Source organism: Suttonella indologenes, assembly GCF_900460215.1.
GTDB classification, from domain to species: Bacteria; Pseudomonadota; Gammaproteobacteria; order Cardiobacteriales; family Cardiobacteriaceae; genus Suttonella; species Suttonella indologenes.
This window is the reverse complement of record NZ_UHIA01000004.1, coordinates 596059-615563: the sequence shown is the minus strand read 5'-3', so window position 1 is coordinate 615563 and position 19505 is coordinate 596059. Positions and strand designations below refer to the sequence as shown.

At 44.3% G+C, this 19505-nt stretch carries 14 protein-coding genes and 2 pseudogenes; 12 read left to right on the top strand and 4 right to left on the bottom strand.

The window, feature by feature from the left end; genetic code table 11:
* Positions 1–9: 9 nt before the first annotated feature.
* On the top strand, positions 10–3174 hold the full coding sequence (locus DYC63_RS07040; RefSeq protein ID WP_115218573.1) for a type I restriction endonuclease subunit R: 3165 nt from the start codon (positions 10–12) through the stop codon (positions 3172–3174).
* Positions 3175–3228: 54 nt separating this feature from the next.
* Here the strand turns inward: DYC63_RS07040 and DYC63_RS07035 are convergent.
* From DYC63_RS07035 to DYC63_RS07025, 3 genes and pseudogenes are all read right to left on the bottom strand, one after another.
* Positions 3229–3474: pseudogene (locus tag DYC63_RS07035) on the bottom strand (zinc-binding dehydrogenase); the annotation flags it as partial.
* 100 nt (positions 3475–3574) lie between these two features.
* Positions 3575–4234 (bottom strand): NAD(P)H-dependent oxidoreductase, encoded by a 660-nt coding sequence (locus DYC63_RS07030; protein ID WP_003672168.1) that lies wholly within the window; start codon positions 4232–4234, stop codon positions 3575–3577.
* Positions 4235–4341: 107 nt separating this feature from the next.
* On the bottom strand, positions 4342–5403 hold the full coding sequence (locus tag DYC63_RS07025; RefSeq protein ID WP_115218572.1) for an NADH:flavin oxidoreductase/NADH oxidase: 1062 nt from the start codon (positions 5401–5403) through the stop codon (positions 4342–4344).
* A gap of 145 nt (positions 5404–5548) precedes the next feature.
* On the opposite strand from DYC63_RS07025, the gene DYC63_RS07020 reads away from it, so the two are divergent.
* The 7 genes and pseudogenes from DYC63_RS07020 to DYC63_RS06990 all read left to right on the top strand — a co-directional run bounded on the left by DYC63_RS07020 (position 5549) and on the right by DYC63_RS06990 (position 14692).
* Positions 5549–7096 (top strand): type I restriction-modification system subunit M, encoded by a 1548-nt coding sequence (locus tag DYC63_RS07020; protein WP_115218571.1) that lies wholly within the window; start codon positions 5549–5551, stop codon positions 7094–7096.
* 1 nt (position 7097) lies between these two features.
* Positions 7098–8111, top strand: coding sequence for a DNA-binding protein (locus DYC63_RS07015; protein ID WP_115218570.1), 1014 nt, complete (start codon positions 7098–7100; stop codon positions 8109–8111).
* Positions 8111–8566: a type II toxin-antitoxin system death-on-curing family toxin gene (locus tag DYC63_RS07010; protein WP_064625275.1), complete on the top strand. Its 456-nt coding sequence runs from the start codon at positions 8111–8113 to the stop codon at positions 8564–8566. Before DYC63_RS07015 ends, DYC63_RS07010 begins: the two co-directional genes overlap by 1 nt.
* A 3-nt stretch (positions 8567–8569) precedes the next feature.
* A pseudogene (locus tag DYC63_RS07005) lies at positions 8570–9786 on the top strand (restriction endonuclease subunit S).
* Between the two features lie 117 nt (positions 9787–9903).
* Positions 9904–10656 carry a hypothetical protein gene (locus tag DYC63_RS07000; protein WP_115218569.1) on the top strand — a complete coding sequence of 251 codons (753 nt, stop codon included), beginning with the start codon at positions 9904–9906 and terminating at the stop codon, positions 10654–10656.
* Positions 10657–10683: 27 nt separating this feature from the next.
* Positions 10684–13785, top strand: coding sequence for a type I restriction endonuclease subunit R (locus DYC63_RS06995; protein WP_115218568.1), 3102 nt, complete (start codon positions 10684–10686; stop codon positions 13783–13785).
* Positions 13786–13798: 13 nt separating this feature from the next.
* Positions 13799–14692 carry a LysR family transcriptional regulator gene (locus DYC63_RS06990; protein WP_115218567.1) on the top strand — a complete coding sequence of 298 codons (894 nt, stop codon included), beginning with the start codon at positions 13799–13801 and terminating at the stop codon, positions 14690–14692.
* Between the two features lie 2 nt (positions 14693–14694).
* Here DYC63_RS06990 and DYC63_RS06985 read toward each other — a convergent pair whose 3' ends face one another.
* Positions 14695–14991: an AzlC family ABC transporter permease gene (locus DYC63_RS06985; RefSeq protein ID WP_115218566.1), complete on the bottom strand. Its 297-nt coding sequence runs from the start codon at positions 14989–14991 to the stop codon at positions 14695–14697.
* 59 nt (positions 14992–15050) lie between these two features.
* On the opposite strand from DYC63_RS06985, the gene lepA reads away from it, so the two are divergent.
* From lepA to era, 4 genes are read left to right on the top strand one after another with little or no spacing between them, the layout of a single operon-like run.
* On the top strand, positions 15051–16859 hold the full coding sequence (gene lepA / locus DYC63_RS06980; protein ID WP_115218565.1) for a translation elongation factor 4: 1809 nt from the start codon (positions 15051–15053) through the stop codon (positions 16857–16859).
* Positions 16860–16867: 8 nt separating this feature from the next.
* Positions 16868–17881, top strand: coding sequence for a signal peptidase I (lepB, locus tag DYC63_RS06975; protein WP_115218564.1), 1014 nt, complete (start codon positions 16868–16870; stop codon positions 17879–17881).
* Positions 17881–18558: a ribonuclease III gene (gene rnc / locus DYC63_RS06970; RefSeq protein ID WP_115218563.1), complete on the top strand. Its 678-nt coding sequence runs from the start codon at positions 17881–17883 to the stop codon at positions 18556–18558. Before lepB ends, rnc begins: the two co-directional genes overlap by 1 nt.
* Positions 18555–19454 (top strand): GTPase Era, encoded by a 900-nt coding sequence (era, locus tag DYC63_RS06965; RefSeq protein WP_115218562.1) that lies wholly within the window; start codon positions 18555–18557, stop codon positions 19452–19454. The genes rnc and era overlap by 4 nt, the downstream gene beginning before the upstream one ends.
* Positions 19455–19505 lie beyond the last annotated feature (51 nt).

The following is a 19505-nucleotide window of genomic DNA, read 5'->3' as shown; positions in this document are numbered from 1 at the left end:
GAACCCACAATGCTAGGCATCAACGAAAGCACCATTGAACAATCCGCCATTGCCACAATGCAATCTTTGGGCTGGGATTATACCTACGGCAAAACCATTCTTTTGGGCTGCCAAAATGAATGGCGAGAACGGACAGGTGAGGTGATTTTAAAGCCCTTGTTGGCGGCCGCCATTGCAAAATTAAACCCCAATTTGCCTGCTGCCGAGGTGGAAAATGTGGTGGCGATGGTTTGCCGTGCCGACACTGGCGACCTTGCCGAGCGTAACCGCGGGGCCTATGAATGGCTAAGAAATGGCGTGCCATATCGTTATCAGGCACAGGGTGAGCAAAAGTTTGAAGTGGTGCGTTTGGTGGATTTTGGGGTGCCTGCCCACAATGATTTTCGCATTGTCAATCAGCTGGATATTGGCGGTAAAAAAGGCAAACGCATTCCGGATTTGATTGGCTTTGTTAATGGCTTGCCACTGGTGGTGTTTGAGCTCAAAAATCCACTCAAAGAAAATGCCGATATTGGCAAAGCGTACGCACAGCTACAAACCTATAAAGAAGAACTGGCTGAATTGTTTGTGTTTAATCAGGCACTTGTGATTTCAGATGGCATTGTCGCCCGTATCGGTTCGCTGACGGCTGATTTTGAGCGTTTCACCCCTTGGCGTGTGGTTGATGAGAAAAACAAAAGCCAACGGATTGTGTTTGAAAATGAGCTAGAAGGCTTGCTTACAGGTTTGATGACACCCAAAAATCTCTTGGATTATGTACAAAATTTTGTGGTGTTTGAACGAGACAACAAAAACCGCACCATTAAGAAAATCGGGGCATATCATCAATTTTATGGCGTGAATGAAGCGGTGGAATGCACCCTACTTGCCAGCAGTCATACAGGCAACCGCAAAGTAGGCGTGTTTTGGCATACGCAAGGTTCGGGCAAATCGCTTTCAATGCTGTTTTATGCAGGCAAGGTATTAAGTCAAGGCAGCCTGAAAAATCCGACTTTGGTTTTGGTCACCGACCGCAACGATTTAGACGGTCAGCTTTATGCTACCTTTTGCGGTGGTGAGGCATTGCTCAAACAAACTCCAATCCAAGTCGATGGGCGAGACGAACTTCGCTCTGCCCTTGCCAGCCGTTCGGCTGGGGGCGTGATTTTTACCACCATTCAAAAATTTGGTTTGATGGAAGATGAGCTAAGCCACCCAATTTTGAACGAGCGGCAAAACATCATTGTCATTACCGATGAAGCCCACCGTTCGCAATATGGTTTTAGCCAAAAAATCAACGACAAAGGACAATACCGAGAGGGTTACGCCAAGCATTTACGCAGTGCCCTGCCCAATGCGTCCTTTATTGGTTTTACAGGCACGCCAATCGCCCTTGATGACAAAGACACCCAAGAAGTGTTTGGTAAATATGTGTCTATTTACGATTTTGAAGATGCGGTGAAAGATGGAGCAACCGTGCCGATTATCTATGAGCCACGCCAAATCAGCTTGGGCGAAAGTCATGATTTTAACAAGGTGGTCAAAGAAGCTCAAACCCTGCTTGATGACGATGAACAAAATCCGACTTTTCGTTTGCGTGAAAAATTGCACGGTGTTGAAAGCCGTTTGCAAAAAATGGCGGAAGACATCATTGCCCATTATGATGAGCGTACTAAACAGCAAGACGGCAAGGCGATGGTCGTGGTGATGAGCCGTGCCATTTGTGTGAAATTGTACGAAAAAATCATTGCAATTCGCCCCGATTGGCATTCTGACGATGTGTTGCAAGGAGTGATAAAAATCGTGATGACAAGCAATGCCAGCGACCCTGCCGAATGGCAAAAATACAATCAGGACAAAAAAACGCTGGAAAAACGCTTTAAAGACCCAGATGACCCCCTAAAAATCGTCATCGTGCGAGATATGTGGCTCACAGGGTTTGATGCCCCTTGTTGTAACACGATGTACATTGACAAGCCGATGAGTGGACATAACCTGATGCAGGCAATCGCTCGGGTCAATCGGGTGTTCCGTAACAAAAGCATGGACAATGGCGGTTTGATTGTCGATTATGTGGGCTTGACCGATGAGCTGGAAAAAGCGATGAAGCAATACACCAACGCAGGCGGCAAAGAAAAACCTGTACGCAATATTGAGACGGTTTTGGAAAAAATGCTCGAATATGTCAGCATTATTCGGGGGCAATTTGCCACACCTGTGGATGGACAAACGGTTGATATTGGCAAAATTTTGCAAATTAGCGAACCTGCCAAATTGCTGAATGCGATTTTGACCTCTGCCAACCATATTTTGGCGTTAGACCGTGTCAATCCGCATGATGATACGGACAAACAGGACAAAACCCCACGCAAAAACGCCTTTTTGCAGGCGGTGCGATTTGCCAAAAAAGGCTTTTCTTTGTGCGGGGCGTTAAAAGACGTTGAACCATATAAGCAGGAATTGGCGTTTTATGATGCGGTGCGAGCGACCATCATCAAAAACAGCACTGCCTCTCGCAATCCTTCGGGCAAAGACCGCTTGTTACAGCTAACCGTCTTGATGAACCGTGCGGTGCAGTCGGACGGTGTGGTGGATTTATTTGATTTATTAAAAAAAGAACGCCCAAACATCAATCTACTTTCTGATGAATTTTTGGAAACGGTAAAAAACAGCCCAACCAAAGATTTATGGCTGTTGGCGATGGAGCGGTTTTTATCGTCTGAACTTAAAGAAAAAGGCGGTGTCAATCTTGCCACCAAAAAGGAATTTGAAGAACGCCTAAAAGAGGCGATGAACCAATACCACAATCATAATTTATCGGTACTTGAAATCATCGAAGAGCTTATCGCCCTTGCCAAAGAGTTTGAGGCACGCCAAAAACGAGGGGAAGAGCTGGGATTAAGTCCTGCTGAAATGGCGTTTTATGATGCATTGGCTCGCAACGAAAGTGCGGTGCGAGAAATGGGTGATGCGGTTCTTTTGAAATTGGCACGAGAAATCACCGAAAAACTGCGTAAATCGGTAACGATTGATTGGCAATATAAAGACTCGGTGCGTGCCAAAATGCGAACGCTGATTCGTATTACCCTACGCACCTATAAATATCCGCCTGATTTACAGAATGAAGCGATTGAATTTGTACTCAAGCAGGCGGAGGAGATTGCGGAGGATTTGGTACCGAAAGAAACGGCTTGATGCTTAATTCGTAAAATAAACCCCTACGCCCATCAAGAGGTAGGGGTTTATTTTTTATGCTTTAAGGCTTGCCATATCAATCACAAAGCGATATTTGACATCAGATTTAAGCATTCTTTCATACGCATCATTGATGGTTTGCATATCAATCATCTCCACATCTGGCACGATATTATGCTCGGCACAAAAATCCAGCATTTCTTGGGTTTCGGCAATGCCGCCAATCACAGACGCAGAAATGCTACGGCGACCCATAATCATCGGCACGCAGTTCACGGCGTTCAAAACTGTGTGGAGCAAGCGGTGTGATTGGGCTAAATGCGACTTAGGATTGGGTAGGATAGGTCATGATGTTTCCTCAATTTATGTTTTTAATAAATATTTTGTTGAGAGAATGTGTTTATTCCACAAACTTCACAACCTGTTCAAAAGTTTTGCGTGCTTTGGGCTTAATCTCTTTATCACGATAGCCAAATGTTACCATGACCGACACCGCCCACTCATTTGGATCAAACAAACCCTCGTCTGCCAAAAGCTGGTTCACTTCCTTATAAGCAAAACCCTCAATCGGACAAGAGTCCACACCAATCATGGCAGCCCCTGTCATCATATTGGCAAGTGCGATGTAGGTTTGTTTGCTTGCCCAGTCATACAGACTGCGTTCGCTGTCTAAGATGGCGATGTCTTGTTCTTGGAATTTTTGGTACACCTCCAATGCTTTGGCACGGTCATCACCCATAAGCCCTCGTCTGTCCATGATTTCACCAAAATAAGGCGTGTCATAACGGGCATTTTTCTTGGCAAGTATGGCAACAATGTGGCTTGATGTTTCCATGGTCGGAATGCCCCAGCAGTAAGGCTTTAACTTTTGGCGTAAATCGGCATTTTGTAACACCAAAAATTGCCAAGGCTCAGAACCTACCGAGCTTGGGCTTAGACGACCCAACTCCAAAATATAGTTAAAATCCTCAGCAGGGATTTTTTTATCGCCATCATACGAACGAGTAGACACACGATAATGAAAGGCGTTTAAAACGTCATCTTTGTTAAAAAATTGCATGGTTGAACTCCAAAATAATAAATGATTATGACAATGCATCTAAACACGATTTTAAGCATGATTAAACAGCCCAAACCGCCCAAAAATACCGTTCATTACTAAAAAATTTACATAAACCCTCGCTCATATTGCCTTGGCACAAACTGCACATCTTTGCCATCTGAGCAGTTTTGCTGATACTGGGCATTTAGCACCCAATATGGGTCTCGAAGCAGCCCACGACCTATCGCCACAAGGTCGGCATCGCCCACGCCAAGCACATGGTCAGCCACGGCAGGGTCATCTAGCATGCCCACAGCAATCACAGGTTTGCCTGTGGCGTGTTTGACTTTGCGAGCCAGTGCCACCTGATAACCTGCATAAAACTCAGGGTGCTTGCCCTCACACAATACGCCATCGCCGCCGCCGCTGACATGAAACACATCTGCCCCAGCCGATGAGAAGCGTTTGGCAATCTCCACACCATAATCACTGTCAAAGCCGTTTTCGCCATACTCTTGGGCAGAGATACGCACGATTAGGGGCATCTCATCAGGCATGACGGCACGAACAGCGTGAATGACTTGCTCACCAAACAATAGGCGGTCTTGTCCGTATTCATCGCTTCGTTGGTTGGATTTGGGTGCACAAAACTGGTGAATCAAATAGCCGTGGGCGGCGTGAAGCTCAATTGCATCAAAGCCTGCATTCACCGCTCTTTTGACAGAGTCGGCAAATGCTTGTACCAATGCTTTTATCTCGTCAATGCTCAGCTGCCTTGGGGTGATGAGATTTTGCCCAGCATAGTCAAGCTCACCATAGTGAATGGCAGACGGGGCAACGGCATTTGGCTCATCTTGGGCTTTCCTACCTGCGTGGGCGATTTGAATGCCAATTTTCGCCCCTTGTGCATGCACGCTGTCCACCAATTTTTTAAACGCTTGTTCTTGCTCATCATTCCAAAGCCCCAAACAGTTCGCCGTAATGCGACCATTGGCAGCTACATTGGTCATCTCAACAATAATCAAGCCCACACCGCCCACCGCTCGGCTGGTGTAATGGAGCAAATGCCAGTCATTTGGCACACCGTCCGTGGCAGAATATTGGCACATTGGGGGCATGACAATGCGGTTTTTTAGTTCAAGGTTTTTTAGGCTGATGGGGTTTAAGATTTTGCGAAATATTGCCATGAGTTTTCTCGGTGTTTAAGATGATGATATTCTGGGGAATTTGTTTTATTATTTCAAATTGATTATTATGATATACCGATATTATATTTGACGATACCTGCGACCCATTTATCGCCCTGCCATACACCATTGACAAGGATACCCTATGACCAGCACTCAACAACGTGCCACCCTCCAACGCCAAATCTGGCAAATCGCCAACGAAGTCCGAGGCACTATTGATGGTTGGGACTTTAAACAATATGTTTTAGGCACGCTATTTTACCGCTTTATCAGCGAAAATTTCTCCGCTTATATTGAAGCAGGCGATGACAGCGTGGATTATGCCAGCTTTCCTGATGACAGCCCCATTTTAGAACAAATCAAAGAAGACACCATTAAGACCAAAGGCTATTTTATTTATCCTAGCCAATTATTTGAAAATGTCGCCAAAAATGCCAACGACAATCCCAATCTCAACACCGACCTAAAAGCCATTTTTAACGCCATTGAATCGTCCGCCAACGGCTATGATTCTGAACAAGACATCAAAGGCTTATTTGCTGATTTTGATACCACGTCCAGCCGACTGGGCAACACCGTTGCTGACAAAAACAAACGCCTAACAGACGTCCTAAAAGGCGTATCAGAGCTTGATTTTGGCAATTTTGAACACAATCAAATCGACCTGTTTGGCGATGCCTATGAATTTTTGATTTCAAAATATGCCGCCAACGCAGGCAAATCAGGCGGTGAGTTTTTCACCCCACAAAGCGTCTCCAAGCTAATCGCACAGCTTGCCATGCACGGACAAGACAGCATTAATAAAATCTACGACCCTGCCTGTGGCTCGGGCAGTTTGCTATTACAAGCCAAAAAGCATTTTGACGAACACATCATAGAAGACGGCTTTTTTGGGCAAGAGATTAACCACACCACCTACAACCTTGCCCGTATGAACATGTTTTTGCACAACATCAATTACGACAAATTTGAGATTGCACTGGGCGACACCTTGCTTGCCCCACAGTTTGGCGACAGCAAACCCTTTGATGCCATCGTCTCAAATCCGCCTTACTCCATCAAATGGATAGGCTCTGATGACCCTACTTTGATTAATGATGACCGCTTTGCCCCAGCTGGCGTGCTTGCCCCAAAATCCAAAGCCGATTTTGCTTTTATTTTGCACGCATTGAGCTACCTGTCCGCCAAAGGGCGTGCGGCGATTGTTACCTTTCCGGGGATTTTTTACCGTGCTGGGGCAGAAGCCAAAATACGCCAATATCTGATAGATAATAACTTTGTGGAATCTGTCATCGCTCTTGCCCCCAATTTATTTTTTGGGACATCAATTGCGGTCAATATTTTGGTACTTAGTAAAAGCAAACACGATAACAAAACCCAGTTTATTGATGCCAGTGATATTTTTAAAAAAGAAACCAACAACAACACACTGACCGATGAGCATATCAGCCAGATTTTAACGCTGTTCGCCAACAAGACCGATGTCCCCCATCAAGTGGCGATGGTGGATTATGACACCATCAAAGCGAGCGATTATAATTTGGCGGTCAGCAGCCATGTGGAGGCAAAAGACACCCGTGAGGTGATTGATATTGGCGTGCTAAATGATGAGATTAAAAGCACCGTTGCCAAGATTGATGAGCTGCGTGGTCAGATTGATGAGATAGTCGGGCAGATTGAGAGGGCGTAAGATGAGTGAATTAACGACTTCTTTGGTTGCTAGAAATAATATTTTAAACAATCAATATGCCATTAATGAACTTGAAACACATTTGCAATTGGGTGGGTTGTCATTTGAGGGTGAAACCGTTTTTACCAAAGCTCAAGTTGCTCAGATTTTGGAGATTGATGAGCGGACAGTTGACCGTTACATTGCATCAAATGGTGAAGAATTGACTAAAAATGGGTATCGTATTCTAAGAGGAAATGCCTTAAAAAATATGAAGTTACTATATGTCGACGACATCAATGTCGTCGACATCAGCAAGGCACCATCCTTAGGAGTTTTTAGCTTTCGGGCGGTGCTAAATCTTGCGATGCTGGTTACAGAGGGCGAGCGAGCTAAGTTTATCCGCTCAAAAATGCTAGATATCGTGATTGATGTCATCAATCAAAAAGCAGGCGGTTCAACCAAATACATTAACCAAAGAGATGAGAATTATTTATTATCCGCTTATACTGAAGAAAGTTATCGTAAATTATTTACTGATGCTCTAAGAGATTATCTAGATATGGGTAATCAGAAGTATGGCATTTATACAGATAAGATTTATCAAGCGGTATTTTGTGAAAAAGCAAAAGAATACAAAAAAGTACTTAATCTAAAAGAAAAAGACAAAGCTAGGGATACCATGTATACTGAAGTGTTGCAAATTATCGGTAGTTTTGAAAATGGCTTGGCAACCCAAATGAAAGAATTATCTGAAAAATTAGGTAGGAAATTGTATCCAAAAGAACTGGATGAATTGATTAAAAAAGCCGAGAACAGTCCTTTTATAAAACCTTATATTTTGGATGCTAGAATAAAAATGTCTAGCCGTGATTTATGTTTTAGAGATGCTTTACATTATAAATTAGAACAATATGTTCAAGTAGTGCCACAAGGTGATTTTGAGAAATTTTTGGGTGAAAAAAGTCGCTCGCTCCAAGAACAGCTATCCGACCCTGAAACTTTGGCGGTATTAAAACGCTTAAAGGATAGATGATGGAGCTTACGATATTTTATTTTGATGTAAATTACGCAATAGCTACTCATGACTGGATTATTGAGCAATCAGGCGGATTGTCAGGTGTATACCCTGATGGCTATGGTAAGATTGAAAGTGTGCTAGAACATATCCAAAACGATTTTTATTATCCCAGTTTTGAAGATAAATTAACGCATTTGGTGTATTCTATCAATAAACTTCATGCTTTTTGTGATGGTAATAAGCGTTCAAGTTTGGTTTTAGGTGCGTATTTTTTGGAATTAAATGGCTATGATTATTGTGTCAAAAAATTTACTTTGGAGATGGAAAATATTGTCGTTTGGCTGGCTGAAAGTAAAATATCCAAAGAATTATTATGTAAATTGATAGGCTCTATTATTAATTATGAAGATGAGTACTCTGAAGAATTAAAATACGAACTTATCTGCTCAATGCAAGGTTGGGAGAATTAAATCATGCACCCATTTTTACAACAATTATTACAAGGGCAAGCGGTAGAGTGGCGAGCGTTGGGGGAGATTGCTTTTTTCTATGGTGGATTAACAGGCAAAAGTAAGCATGATTTTGAGAATGGTAATGCCAAATATATCACTTACAAAAATATTTTTAGTAATCTTGAAATTCAACCAGATAATCTTGAAATGGTAAAAATTTCTGACAATGAAAGACAACACCAAGTAAAATATGGTGATATTTTATTTACAGGTTCGTCAGAAATCCCCGAAGAAGTGGCTATGTCATCAGCTGTAACAACCAAATTTGATGAACCTATTTATTTAAATAGCTTGTCATTTGGCATACGCTTTAATGATGATATTCAAATAACGCCAGAGTTTGCAAAATATTTATTTCGTTCAAATATAATCAGGCGTGAAATTATAAGAACGGCTAATGGCGTTACTCGTTTTAATGTATCAAAAGAACGCTTTAAAAAAATCCAAATCCCAATCCCGCCCCTATCCGTTCAAAGTCAAATCGTGCAGATTTTAGACACATTTACCGAGCTGACCGCCGAGCTTAGCATGAGACGAAAGCAATACCAGTATTATCGGGATTTTTTATTATCAGAACATGAATTGGCAAAGGTGGGGTTTGAGTGGAAGAGTTTAGGGGAGGTTGCCGCAAAGATTTCATCAGGCGGTACGCCAAAAACAGGAATGGATGAATATTATAATGGCGATATTCCTTGGCTTAGAACGCAAGAAGTGAACTTTGGAGAGATTTGGATACGGGTATTAAAATCACTGAAGCAGGCGTTAAAAATTCTAGTGCAAAATGGATACCTAAAAATTGTGTGATTTTAGCGATGTATGGAGCAACGGTTGGTAAAGTAGCAATCAATAAAATTCCAATGACGACAAATCAAGCTTGTGCAAATATTCAGGTAGATGAATCAATTTTAAGTTATCGTTACTTATTCCATTATTTAAGTAGCGAGTATGAATATATTAAATCACTAGGCACAGGTTCGCAAACCAATATTAATGCTCAGATTGTTAAAGGGTTGCAAATCCCAATCCCACCCCTTGATACCCAAGCTAAAATCGTTGCCATTTTGGATAAATTTGACCATTTGACGAGCTCTATCACGGACGGCTTACCAAAGGAAATTGAGCTAAGACGCAAGCAATATGAGCATTATCGGGAGCTGCTTTTGGGGTTTGATAACTAAAGATAGTGAATAAAAATATCTACACACTACAGCTTTGAGTGATTAATGAATTTAGTGTGAGTGTGATGTTGTGAAAGTATTGTTGAGTATATCAATTAAATCTAAGGTAAATAAGATATGAATAAGACACCAAAAACTTTTGAGGAATGTTATTTTTTGACATCAAGATCTAACATTTCTGTTAAGAAAATAGAGTATGATATCTCTGAAAACAGAGAAAATATCTCAAAATATCAAGAAAATATTTTTTGCCCTGAATGCCAGCACGCAAGATTGAGTTTTGTTTCTAAAACATCAAAAAGAAAGGCTCATTTAAGGGCAATTAATAAATATGAGCATCAAAACTGTTCTTATTTTTATGAATATGCCACAAGAGAACAAATAATTAAATATCTTAATGAGCTTACTGATGAGCAAATTAAAGATAAAATGAATGCTATAATGAATATGCTATGTAAAAGAGATATGGTATCTTCATTGGATAAGCCACAAGAAATTAGCAATGACACAAATCCAATGCTTATAAAATCTGCCGATAATAATAGTAATTATTTATACAAAGCAATAAGAAGAAAAAGTCTACAAGGCTGGCTAGAAGTTGATAGCGACCAGTTATATATTTTTTATGGAAAGGTAAAATTAAATACCAAAAAAATAATGGGTAAAAATGGTGAATTTTATGTAATGAATATTTGTGTGGAGAATAGACATGGTTCTTGGAATAAAAAAGTGAGCATCTCAAGTAATGAGGATTTTTCTAACATTGATGAAAGTAAAATCTATCGAATGGTTGTTATTGGAAAATTAGATACCCAGTATATGAAAATCAACCTTTACAGAAAAAATTCATTTAAGTATGAGATGATTTAAATATAGCCATACTAAACGGAAAAAACCATGCCAACCCAAACCACCCCCATCGCCGAAACCAATCACTTTATCGTTTTAGACAAATACGAAAAAATCATTCAAAACGGTGCAAGCTACCAAACCGAAGCCGATTTGGAAAAAGAGCTGATTGAAGATTTAATCCGCCAAGGCTACGAACATCGCCCCGATTTAAACAGCCAAGCCAAACTCATGGCAAATGTGCGTGAGCAATTACAAAAGCTCAATCATATGGCATTTTCGGATAAAGAGTGGGAGCGGTTTTTGGTGGAATATTTGGACGTGCCGTCTGACAACATCACCGAAAAAACCCGCAAAATTCATGATAATCATATTTATGATTTTGTGTTTGATGACGGGCATATCCAGAACATTTATTTGCTGGACAAAAAGAACATCTCACGCAATCATCTACAAATCATCAGCCAGTTTGAACAAACAGGCACGCACGCCAACCGCTATGATGTTACGATTTTGGTCAATGGTTTGCCACTCATTCACATTGAGCTAAAAAAGCGTGGTATTGCCATTCGTGAAGCCTTCAACCAAGTACATCGTTATAGCAAAGAAAGCTTTAACGCTGAGCATTCTTTATTTAAATATTTGCAGATTTTTGTGATTAGCAACGGCACAGATACCCGCTATTTTGCCAATACCACCAAACGTGATAAAAACAGCTTTGATTTTACGATGAATTGGGCAAGGTCTGACAATAACCCCATTAAGGATTTAAAGGATTTTACCGCCACATTTTTCCAAAAAGATACTGTGCTTCGTGTACTGCTTCATTATTCGGTTTTTGATGTCAGCAACACACTACTGATTATGCGACCTTATCAGATTGCGGCGGCGGAGCGGATTTTGTGGAAAATCAAAAGCTCAGCACAAAACAAAAATTGGAGCAATACCGAGAGCGGTGGATTTATTTGGCACACCACAGGTAGTGGCAAAACCTTAACCAGTTTTAAGGCTGCACGCCTTGCCACCGAACTTGACTTCATTGATAAAGTCTTTTTTGTGGTGGATAGAAAAGACTTGGACTATCAAACGATGAAAGAATATCAGCGTTTTTCGCCTGATAGTGTCAATGGTTCAGAAAGCACCGCAGGGCTAAAACGCAATTTAGAAAAAGACGACAACAAAATCATCGTAACCACCATTCAAAAACTCAATAATTTGATGAAAGCAGAAGACAATCTGCCGATTTATCAAAAACAAGTGGTGTTTATTTTTGATGAATGCCACCGCTCGCAATTTGGCGAAGCCCAAAAGAATTTAAACAAAAAATTCAAAAAATTCTGCCAATTTGGTTTTACTGGGACACCGATTTTTAGCCAAAACGCACTTGGAGCAGAAACGACCGCTTCGGTGTTTGGGCGAGAATTGCATTCTTATGTCATTACCGATGCGATTCGTGATGAAAAGGTGCTTAAATTCAAAGTGGATTATAACGATGTCCGCCCACAATTTAAAACCCTAGAAAAAGAGCAGGATTTGGACAAATTATCCGCTTTTGAGACCAAACAAGCCCTTTTGCACCCTGAGCGAATCCGTGAAATCACACAGTATATTTTGGATAATTTCAAACACAAAACCCACCGCCTAAGTGCAGGCGGTAAGGGCTTTAATGCCATGTTTGCGGTCAGTAGCGTGGACGCTGCCAAAGCTTATTATGAAGCGTTTAAAGAATTGCAAAAAGGGCGTGAAAAACCGCTCAAAGTGGCGACCATTTTCTCATTTAGTACCAATGAAGCACAAGATGCCATTGGTGAGATTGAAGATGAGAGCTTTGAGCCGACAGCCATGCAAAGCAGTGCCAAAGAGTTTTTGGACATGGCGATGGCTGATTACAATAAGCTTTTTGAAAGCAATTACAGCACCGACAGCCGAGAATTTCAAAATTATTATCGGGATTTAGCCAAACGGGTCAAAAATCAGGAAGTGGATTTATTGATTGTGGTCGGTATGTTTTTGACGGGGTTTGACGCTCCCAGATTGAACACCTTATTCGTGGATAAAAACTTGCGTTATCATGGCTTGATGCAAGCATTTTCACGCACCAATCGCATTTATGATGCCACCAAATCCTTTGGCAACATTGTAACTTTCCGTGATTTGGAGCAGGCAACCATCGATGCCATTACCCTATTTGGCGACAAAAACACCAAAAATGTGGTGCTAGAAAAAAGCTATGATGAGTACATGGACGGCTACACCGACCAGCAGACAGGCGAGGCACAGCGTGGTTATGTGGAAGTGGTGCAAGAGTTAAACAAGCGTTTCCCTGTCCCTGATAACGTCGTTACCGAAACGGATAAAAAAGAATTTGCCAAGCTGTTTGGCGAATATCTGCGTGTGGAGAACATCTTACAAAACTACGATGAATTTACCGCATTAAAACAACTACAAACGGTCAATCTTGATGATGAAACGGCAGTAGCCGAGTTTAAAGAAAAGTTTCATTTGAGCGATGAGGATTTTGTCGCCATACAAAACACACCAATACTGCCTGAAAGAATGGTGCAGGATTACCGTTCTACTTACAACGACATTCGTGATTGGCGACGTCAGCAAAAAGAGTCTGAGCAACAAAACCAAAGCCAAATTGATTGGGACGATGTGGTTTTTGAAGTGGATTTATTAAAATCACAAGAGATTAATTTGGATTATATTTTGGAGCTGATTTTTGAACACAACAAAAAAATCAAAGACAAAAACGCACTGGTAGAAGAGATTCGCCGTACCATTCGGGCGAGCATCAGCAACCGTGCCAAAGAAGGCTTGGTGGTTGATTTTATCAACAAAACCGATTTGGACACCATTCATGATAAGCCCAGTATTTTAGAAGAATTTTATCAATTCGCCCAAAAAGAGCAATTACAGGAAGCTAAAAGCCTAATCGCCGAAAACAAGTTAAATGCCGATGCTACCAAACGCTATCTCATGACATCACTAAAACGTGAATACGCCAGCGAAAACGGCACTGATTTGAATGCAATATTGCCAAAAATGAGTCCGCTCAACCCCAATTATCTGACCGCCAAACAAAACATCTTCCAAAAAATCGCCGATTTTGTGGAAAAATTTAAGGGCATTGGCGGAAAATTATAATTGAGCAATAAAAATGACCGATATCCGAACCCTAGACCTAAACCTATTAAAAGCCTTTGTTATCTTGCTGGACGAATGCAACGTCAGCCGTTCAGCACAGCGACTGTCCATCACCCAACCTGCAATGAGCGGTATTTTAAATCGCCTGCGAGAGAGTTTTAATGACCCGTTATTTGTGCGGGTTCAGCACGGCATGCAGCCCACAGATAGGGCGATTGAGCTTGGGCATGTCGCTCGGCGTGTCTTAGAAGAGATAAGCGGCATGCTTGCCCCGCCCAAACTAGAACCTGCCAATTTGTCCATGACCTTACGCATTGGGGCGATGGATTATGTGCAGCAAATCATCGCTTTGCCCTTGATTTTAAGGCTAAGACGGCTTGCTCCGAATGTCAAAGTTGCCTTATTGCCTGTGCAAGGGCAAAATATCAAGACTTTGTTTGATAAAAACGCCATTGATTTGGCACTGGTTGGGCAGCATCACATCAGTGATGACATGCCTCAAATGCGATTATATGAAGAGCATTATGTTTGTGTGATGAGCAAAATGCACCCCATGGCAAACACCGCTTTAACGCTTGATGAGTTTTGCAAATTGCCCTTTGCCATGCTCTCTTATAATGGTGGTGAGTTTCGTGGAGCTACTGATATTGCCTTACAAAAGTTGGGGCGAAAACGCAAAGTGATGGTGTCGGTAGACCATATCTCGCTACTGCCACAGCTGTTGAATGATTCAGATTTGGTGGCGGTATTGCCCAAGCACCTTGCCCAAAGATTGCCAAATGTACGCCTACAAAATCCACCCATCGCCATTGATGGTTTTACCATCATGATGACATGGCACGAACGCACCGAACACGACATGGCTCATCGCTGGCTGAGAAATATTGTGTTGGAAGTGCTGAAATAAATTCAAGTTTGGGAATAAATATGAGAAATCTGCATGACGATGAAATATAGTCGGAGAAGTGAAAAAGTAGTACAAGGCGGCGAGCCGCAGACAGTACAGATAGTACGACAAGGCGAGCCAGGTCCGTAATACTTTTTCAATTCTTCGACTATATGCCGCAAATTCACCGCCACCGTCACCAGTAGCACAGCGCCCAAATCCACGCCCGCCGCCAGCAGCCCGACCAATAAAAACTGCATAGAACCCGCGTATAAAAAAACACCGACAGGCACAGACATCCGCCGACGGAAAATTGGCATGGCTTTTCAGAGCCGGATTAGTATAATGCGCGTCTTTTAGCATTGATTTTCGGACACCTATGCAGAGCCATATTCGCAATTTCTCTATCATTGCCCATATTGACCACGGCAAATCGACTTTATCAGATCGTTTCATCCAACATTGCGGCGGACTTTCCGATCGTGAAATGGCAGCACAAGTACTTGATTCAATGGATATTGAACGTGAGCGCGGCATCACGATTAAAGCCCAGTCGGTATCTTTGAACTACACCGCGCAAAACGGCGAAACCTATCAACTCAATTTCATCGACACCCCCGGACATGTGGACTTTTCCTATGAAGTCTCGCGTTCTTTATATGCCTGCGAAGGCGCTTTATTGGTAGTGGATGCCGCACAGGGCGTGGAAGCGCAGTCGGTAGCGAACTGCTATACCGCCATTGAGCAAAATTTGGAAGTCTTGCCGGTGCTGAACAAAATCGACCTGCCTTCCGCCGACCCTGAACGCGTCAAGCAGGAAATCGAAGACATCATCGGCTTGGATACCAGCGAAACCCTGAACGTTTCCGCCAAAACCGGCGTCGGCGTACCGGAATTATTAGAGCAAATCGTGGCGCAAATCCCTGCCCCCACAGGCGACCCGAATGCCCCGACCAAAGCCTTGATTATCGATTCTTGGTTTGATGCCTATGTGGGCGTGGTTACGCTGGTGCGCGTATTTGACGGCGAATTGCGCGTCAAACAGAAAATGCGCGTGATGAGCACCGGCGACGACCATCTGATTACCAAACTCGGCATTTTCACGCCCAAACCGGTAGATAGAGAAGTGCTGCGCGCAGGCGAAGTCGGCTTTGTGATTTCCTCGATTAAAGATATTAACGGCGCGCCGGTCGGCGATACCCTCACCGATGCGGGCAATCCCACCGCCGAACCGCTTTCCGGCTTTAAACAGGTGCAGCCGCGCGTATTTGCCGGACTATTCCCGATTGAATCCGATGATTACGAAGACCTGCGTGACGCCCTCGCCAAACTCTCGCTCAATGATGCCTCTTTGTTTTACGAACCTGAAACCTCGCAAGCCTTAGGCTTCGGTTTCCGCTGCGGATTCTTGGGCATGCTGCACATGGAAATCATCCAAGAGCGGTTGGAACGCGAATATGATTTGGATTTGATTACCACCGCCCCGACGGTAATTTACGAAGTGCAAACCACCGACGGCAACACCCTGCACATCGACAATCCGAGCAAACTGCCGCCCACCAATATGATTGAAGAAATCCGCGAACCGATTATTCTCGCCAATATTTTATTGCCGCAGGAATATGTGGGCGCGGTCATGGGGCTGTGCATCGAAAAACGCGGCGTGCAGCGCGATATGCACTATGCCGGCACGCAGGTGCAATTGCGCTTTGAACTGCCGATGAGCGAAGTGGTGCTGGATTTCTTCGACCGCCTCAAATCGGTCTCGCGCGGATTTGCCTCTTTTGACTATGAATTTCTGCGTTTTGACGCTGCCAATCTTGTCCGCCTCGACGTCTTGATTAACGGCGACAAAGTCGATTCCCTATCTATCATCGTGCATCGCGAACAAGCGCAATATCGCGGACGCGAACTGGTCGAACGCATGAAAGACCTTATTCCGCGCCAAATGTTTGAAGTCGCCATTCAAGCGGCAATCGGCTCCAGCATCATCGCACGCTCCACCGTCAAAGCCCTGCGCAAAAACGTATTGGCAAAATGCTATGGCGGCGACGTATCGCGCAAACGCAAACTATTGGAAAAACAAAAAGCCGGTAAAAAACGCATGAAGCAAGTCGGCAGCGTGGAAATTCCGCAGGAAGCCTTCCTTGCCGTACTCAAAAGCGATGCCGGCAGTAATAAGGACTAGGATTGATTATGCAGAAAATCATGGAAAATTTCGAACTGCTGCTTACCTTAGCAGTTCTCATCTGTTTTATCTTTTACCTTATTGACAGCAAAGGCTATTTAAAAGAACGCCGCTATCTGCTCAAAACCTTCAAAGGCGGCGCGGAAACCGATGCCGACCGCAACCGCTATGCCATGCGCCTCACTCAAGCCATGCAAAACGGCGGTATCAGCAGAAAACTGCGCCCCGCCTATGATGCCGCACAGGCGCACATCAATAATCGTCAGCCGCTAAGCGGACAAGAGCTGCATTGGGCGACCCACCCCGTTTATCCCAAAGAAAAATTCATCGAATTTTTCAGCGGCATGTTTTGGATATTATTCATTATTTGGCTGGTGCGTTCATTTTTATGGGAACCCTTCCAAATCCCCTCCGCCTCTATGGAACCCACCCTGCAAAACGGCGATTTTATCCTGACCAGCAAATACAGCTACGGACTGCGCCTGCCGGTAACGCACCATAAAATCCTGCCTATCGGTGACGTCAAACGCGGCGACGTGGTCGTCTTCCGCTATCCGCCGAATCCGAAAATCAATTACATCAAGCGTATCGTTGCCGTAGGCGGCGATAAAATCGTCTTCAGCAACGGACAAATTGCCGTTAACGGCGAATTAGTACCGCTTGCCGATGCCGATATCAGCCGCTTCGGGCATGACAACGGGCAGCGTTATATCGTCGCCAATGAAACGCTCAACGGCAAAAGCCATCAAATCCAATTCAACCAAAACCCGATGTTTCGCATGAATGCCGCCCGCCAAGCGCATTCCAGCCAGCCCTTTATGTTCCAAGACAGCAGCGAAATCACCGTGCCCGAAGGACATTATTTCGCCATGGGCGATAACCGCGACGATTCCGTTGACAGCCGTTTTTGGGGCTTTGTTCCCGAAGCCAATATCGTCGGCAAAGCCCTCTTTATTTGGCTGAACAGCGACTGCATCATGGGCAAAGGACATTGCAACCGCATCGGCAAGAGCATTCCCTGATGAGAAAAACCGATTGGGCGGCGCTGGAGCGCAAAATTGGCTACCGCTTTACCCGTCCCGCCCTGCTCAAGCAAGCCCTAACCCACCGCAGCCATAGCGCGCAGCACAACGAACGCCTAGAATTTCTAGGCGACGCCCTGCTGGAAACCATTATCAGCAACTACCTCTACCACAAACACCCCAAAGCGCCGGAAGGCGACCTGACGCGCATGCGCGCCGCCTTAGTCAAAGGCAGCAAACTGGCAAGCATCGCCAAATCATTGCACTTCGGCGACTATTTGCAACTGGGCAGCGGAGAATTAAAAAGCGGCGGCACAAGACGCGAAGGCATCCTAGCCGATGCCGTCGAAGCCCTGATTGCCGCCGTCTATTTAGACAGCGACTTCAGCCGCTGCGAAAGCTTCACCCTCGCCCTCTTTAGCGAAGCCCTCGCCTCTTTGCCCGACATCGACGCCCTCAAAGACCCTAAAACCCGTCTGCAAGAATATTTGCAAGGGCATAATTTTCCGCTGCCCATTTACCGCCCAATCAGCGAAAGCGGCCCCGACCATGCGCGCATCTTTACCATTGAAGCGCAAACGCATGACCGCCACACGACCGCCAGCGCCTCTAGCCTTAAAAAAGCCGAACAAGCCGCCGCGGAAATTCTTCTCTCTCATTATTTGGATAAAGCATGAGCAAATCAGGATACATCGCCATAGTGGGGCGCCCTAACGTCGGCAAATCCACCCTTATCAACCACATTCTCGGGCAAAAAATCGCCATCACCAGCCGCAAACCGCAGACCACGCGCCACGCGCTGATGGGCATATACACCGAAGGGGCAAACCAAATCGTCTTTATCGACACCCCCGGCATTCACAGCGACGGCAAAAAAGCCATCAACCGCCATATGAACCGCGCCGCATGGCAGGCAATGGACTTCGTCAATGCCGTAGTACAAGTATCGGAAGTCGGACAATGGACAGCGGACGACCAAAAAGTCGCCGAAGGCATCGCCAAACTCCCGCTACCGAAAATCCATGTGCTAAATAAAATCGACCGCCTCAAAGACAAAAGCGCCCTGTTTGCCGAACTCGAGCAACGCCAGCAATTGGCAGAATGGACGGCAATCGTGCCGGTTTCTGCCAGCCGCGCACAGAATTTAGACGAACTCGTCAAAGTGCTGTGCGCACAACTTCCCGAACAAGAATGGATCTTCCCCGAAGAGCAAATCACCACCGCCGGCATGCGCTTTATGGCGGCAGAAACCATTCGTGAAAAACTCTTTCGCTATCTGCACCAAGAAATTCCCTACGAACTCGGCGTGATTATCGAACGCTACCAAGAAGAGAAAGGCGTAGTGCATATCGATGCCACCATTATGGTCGAACGCGACAGCCAAAAAGGCATCGTCATCGGCAAAGGCGGACAAACCCTAAAAGCGGTGGGCAAAGCCGCGCGCGAAGACTTGGAACGTATGCTGGAACAAAAAGTCATGCTGCGCAACTTCGTAAAAGTCAAAGAAAACTGGCGCGACAACAACGCCATCATCGACAGCATGGGCTTAGGCAACGGCACGGATATCGGCTAAATCCCACAGCAATATAAAACTGTAGATAAGTTCTACAAGAAAAACAAAGGA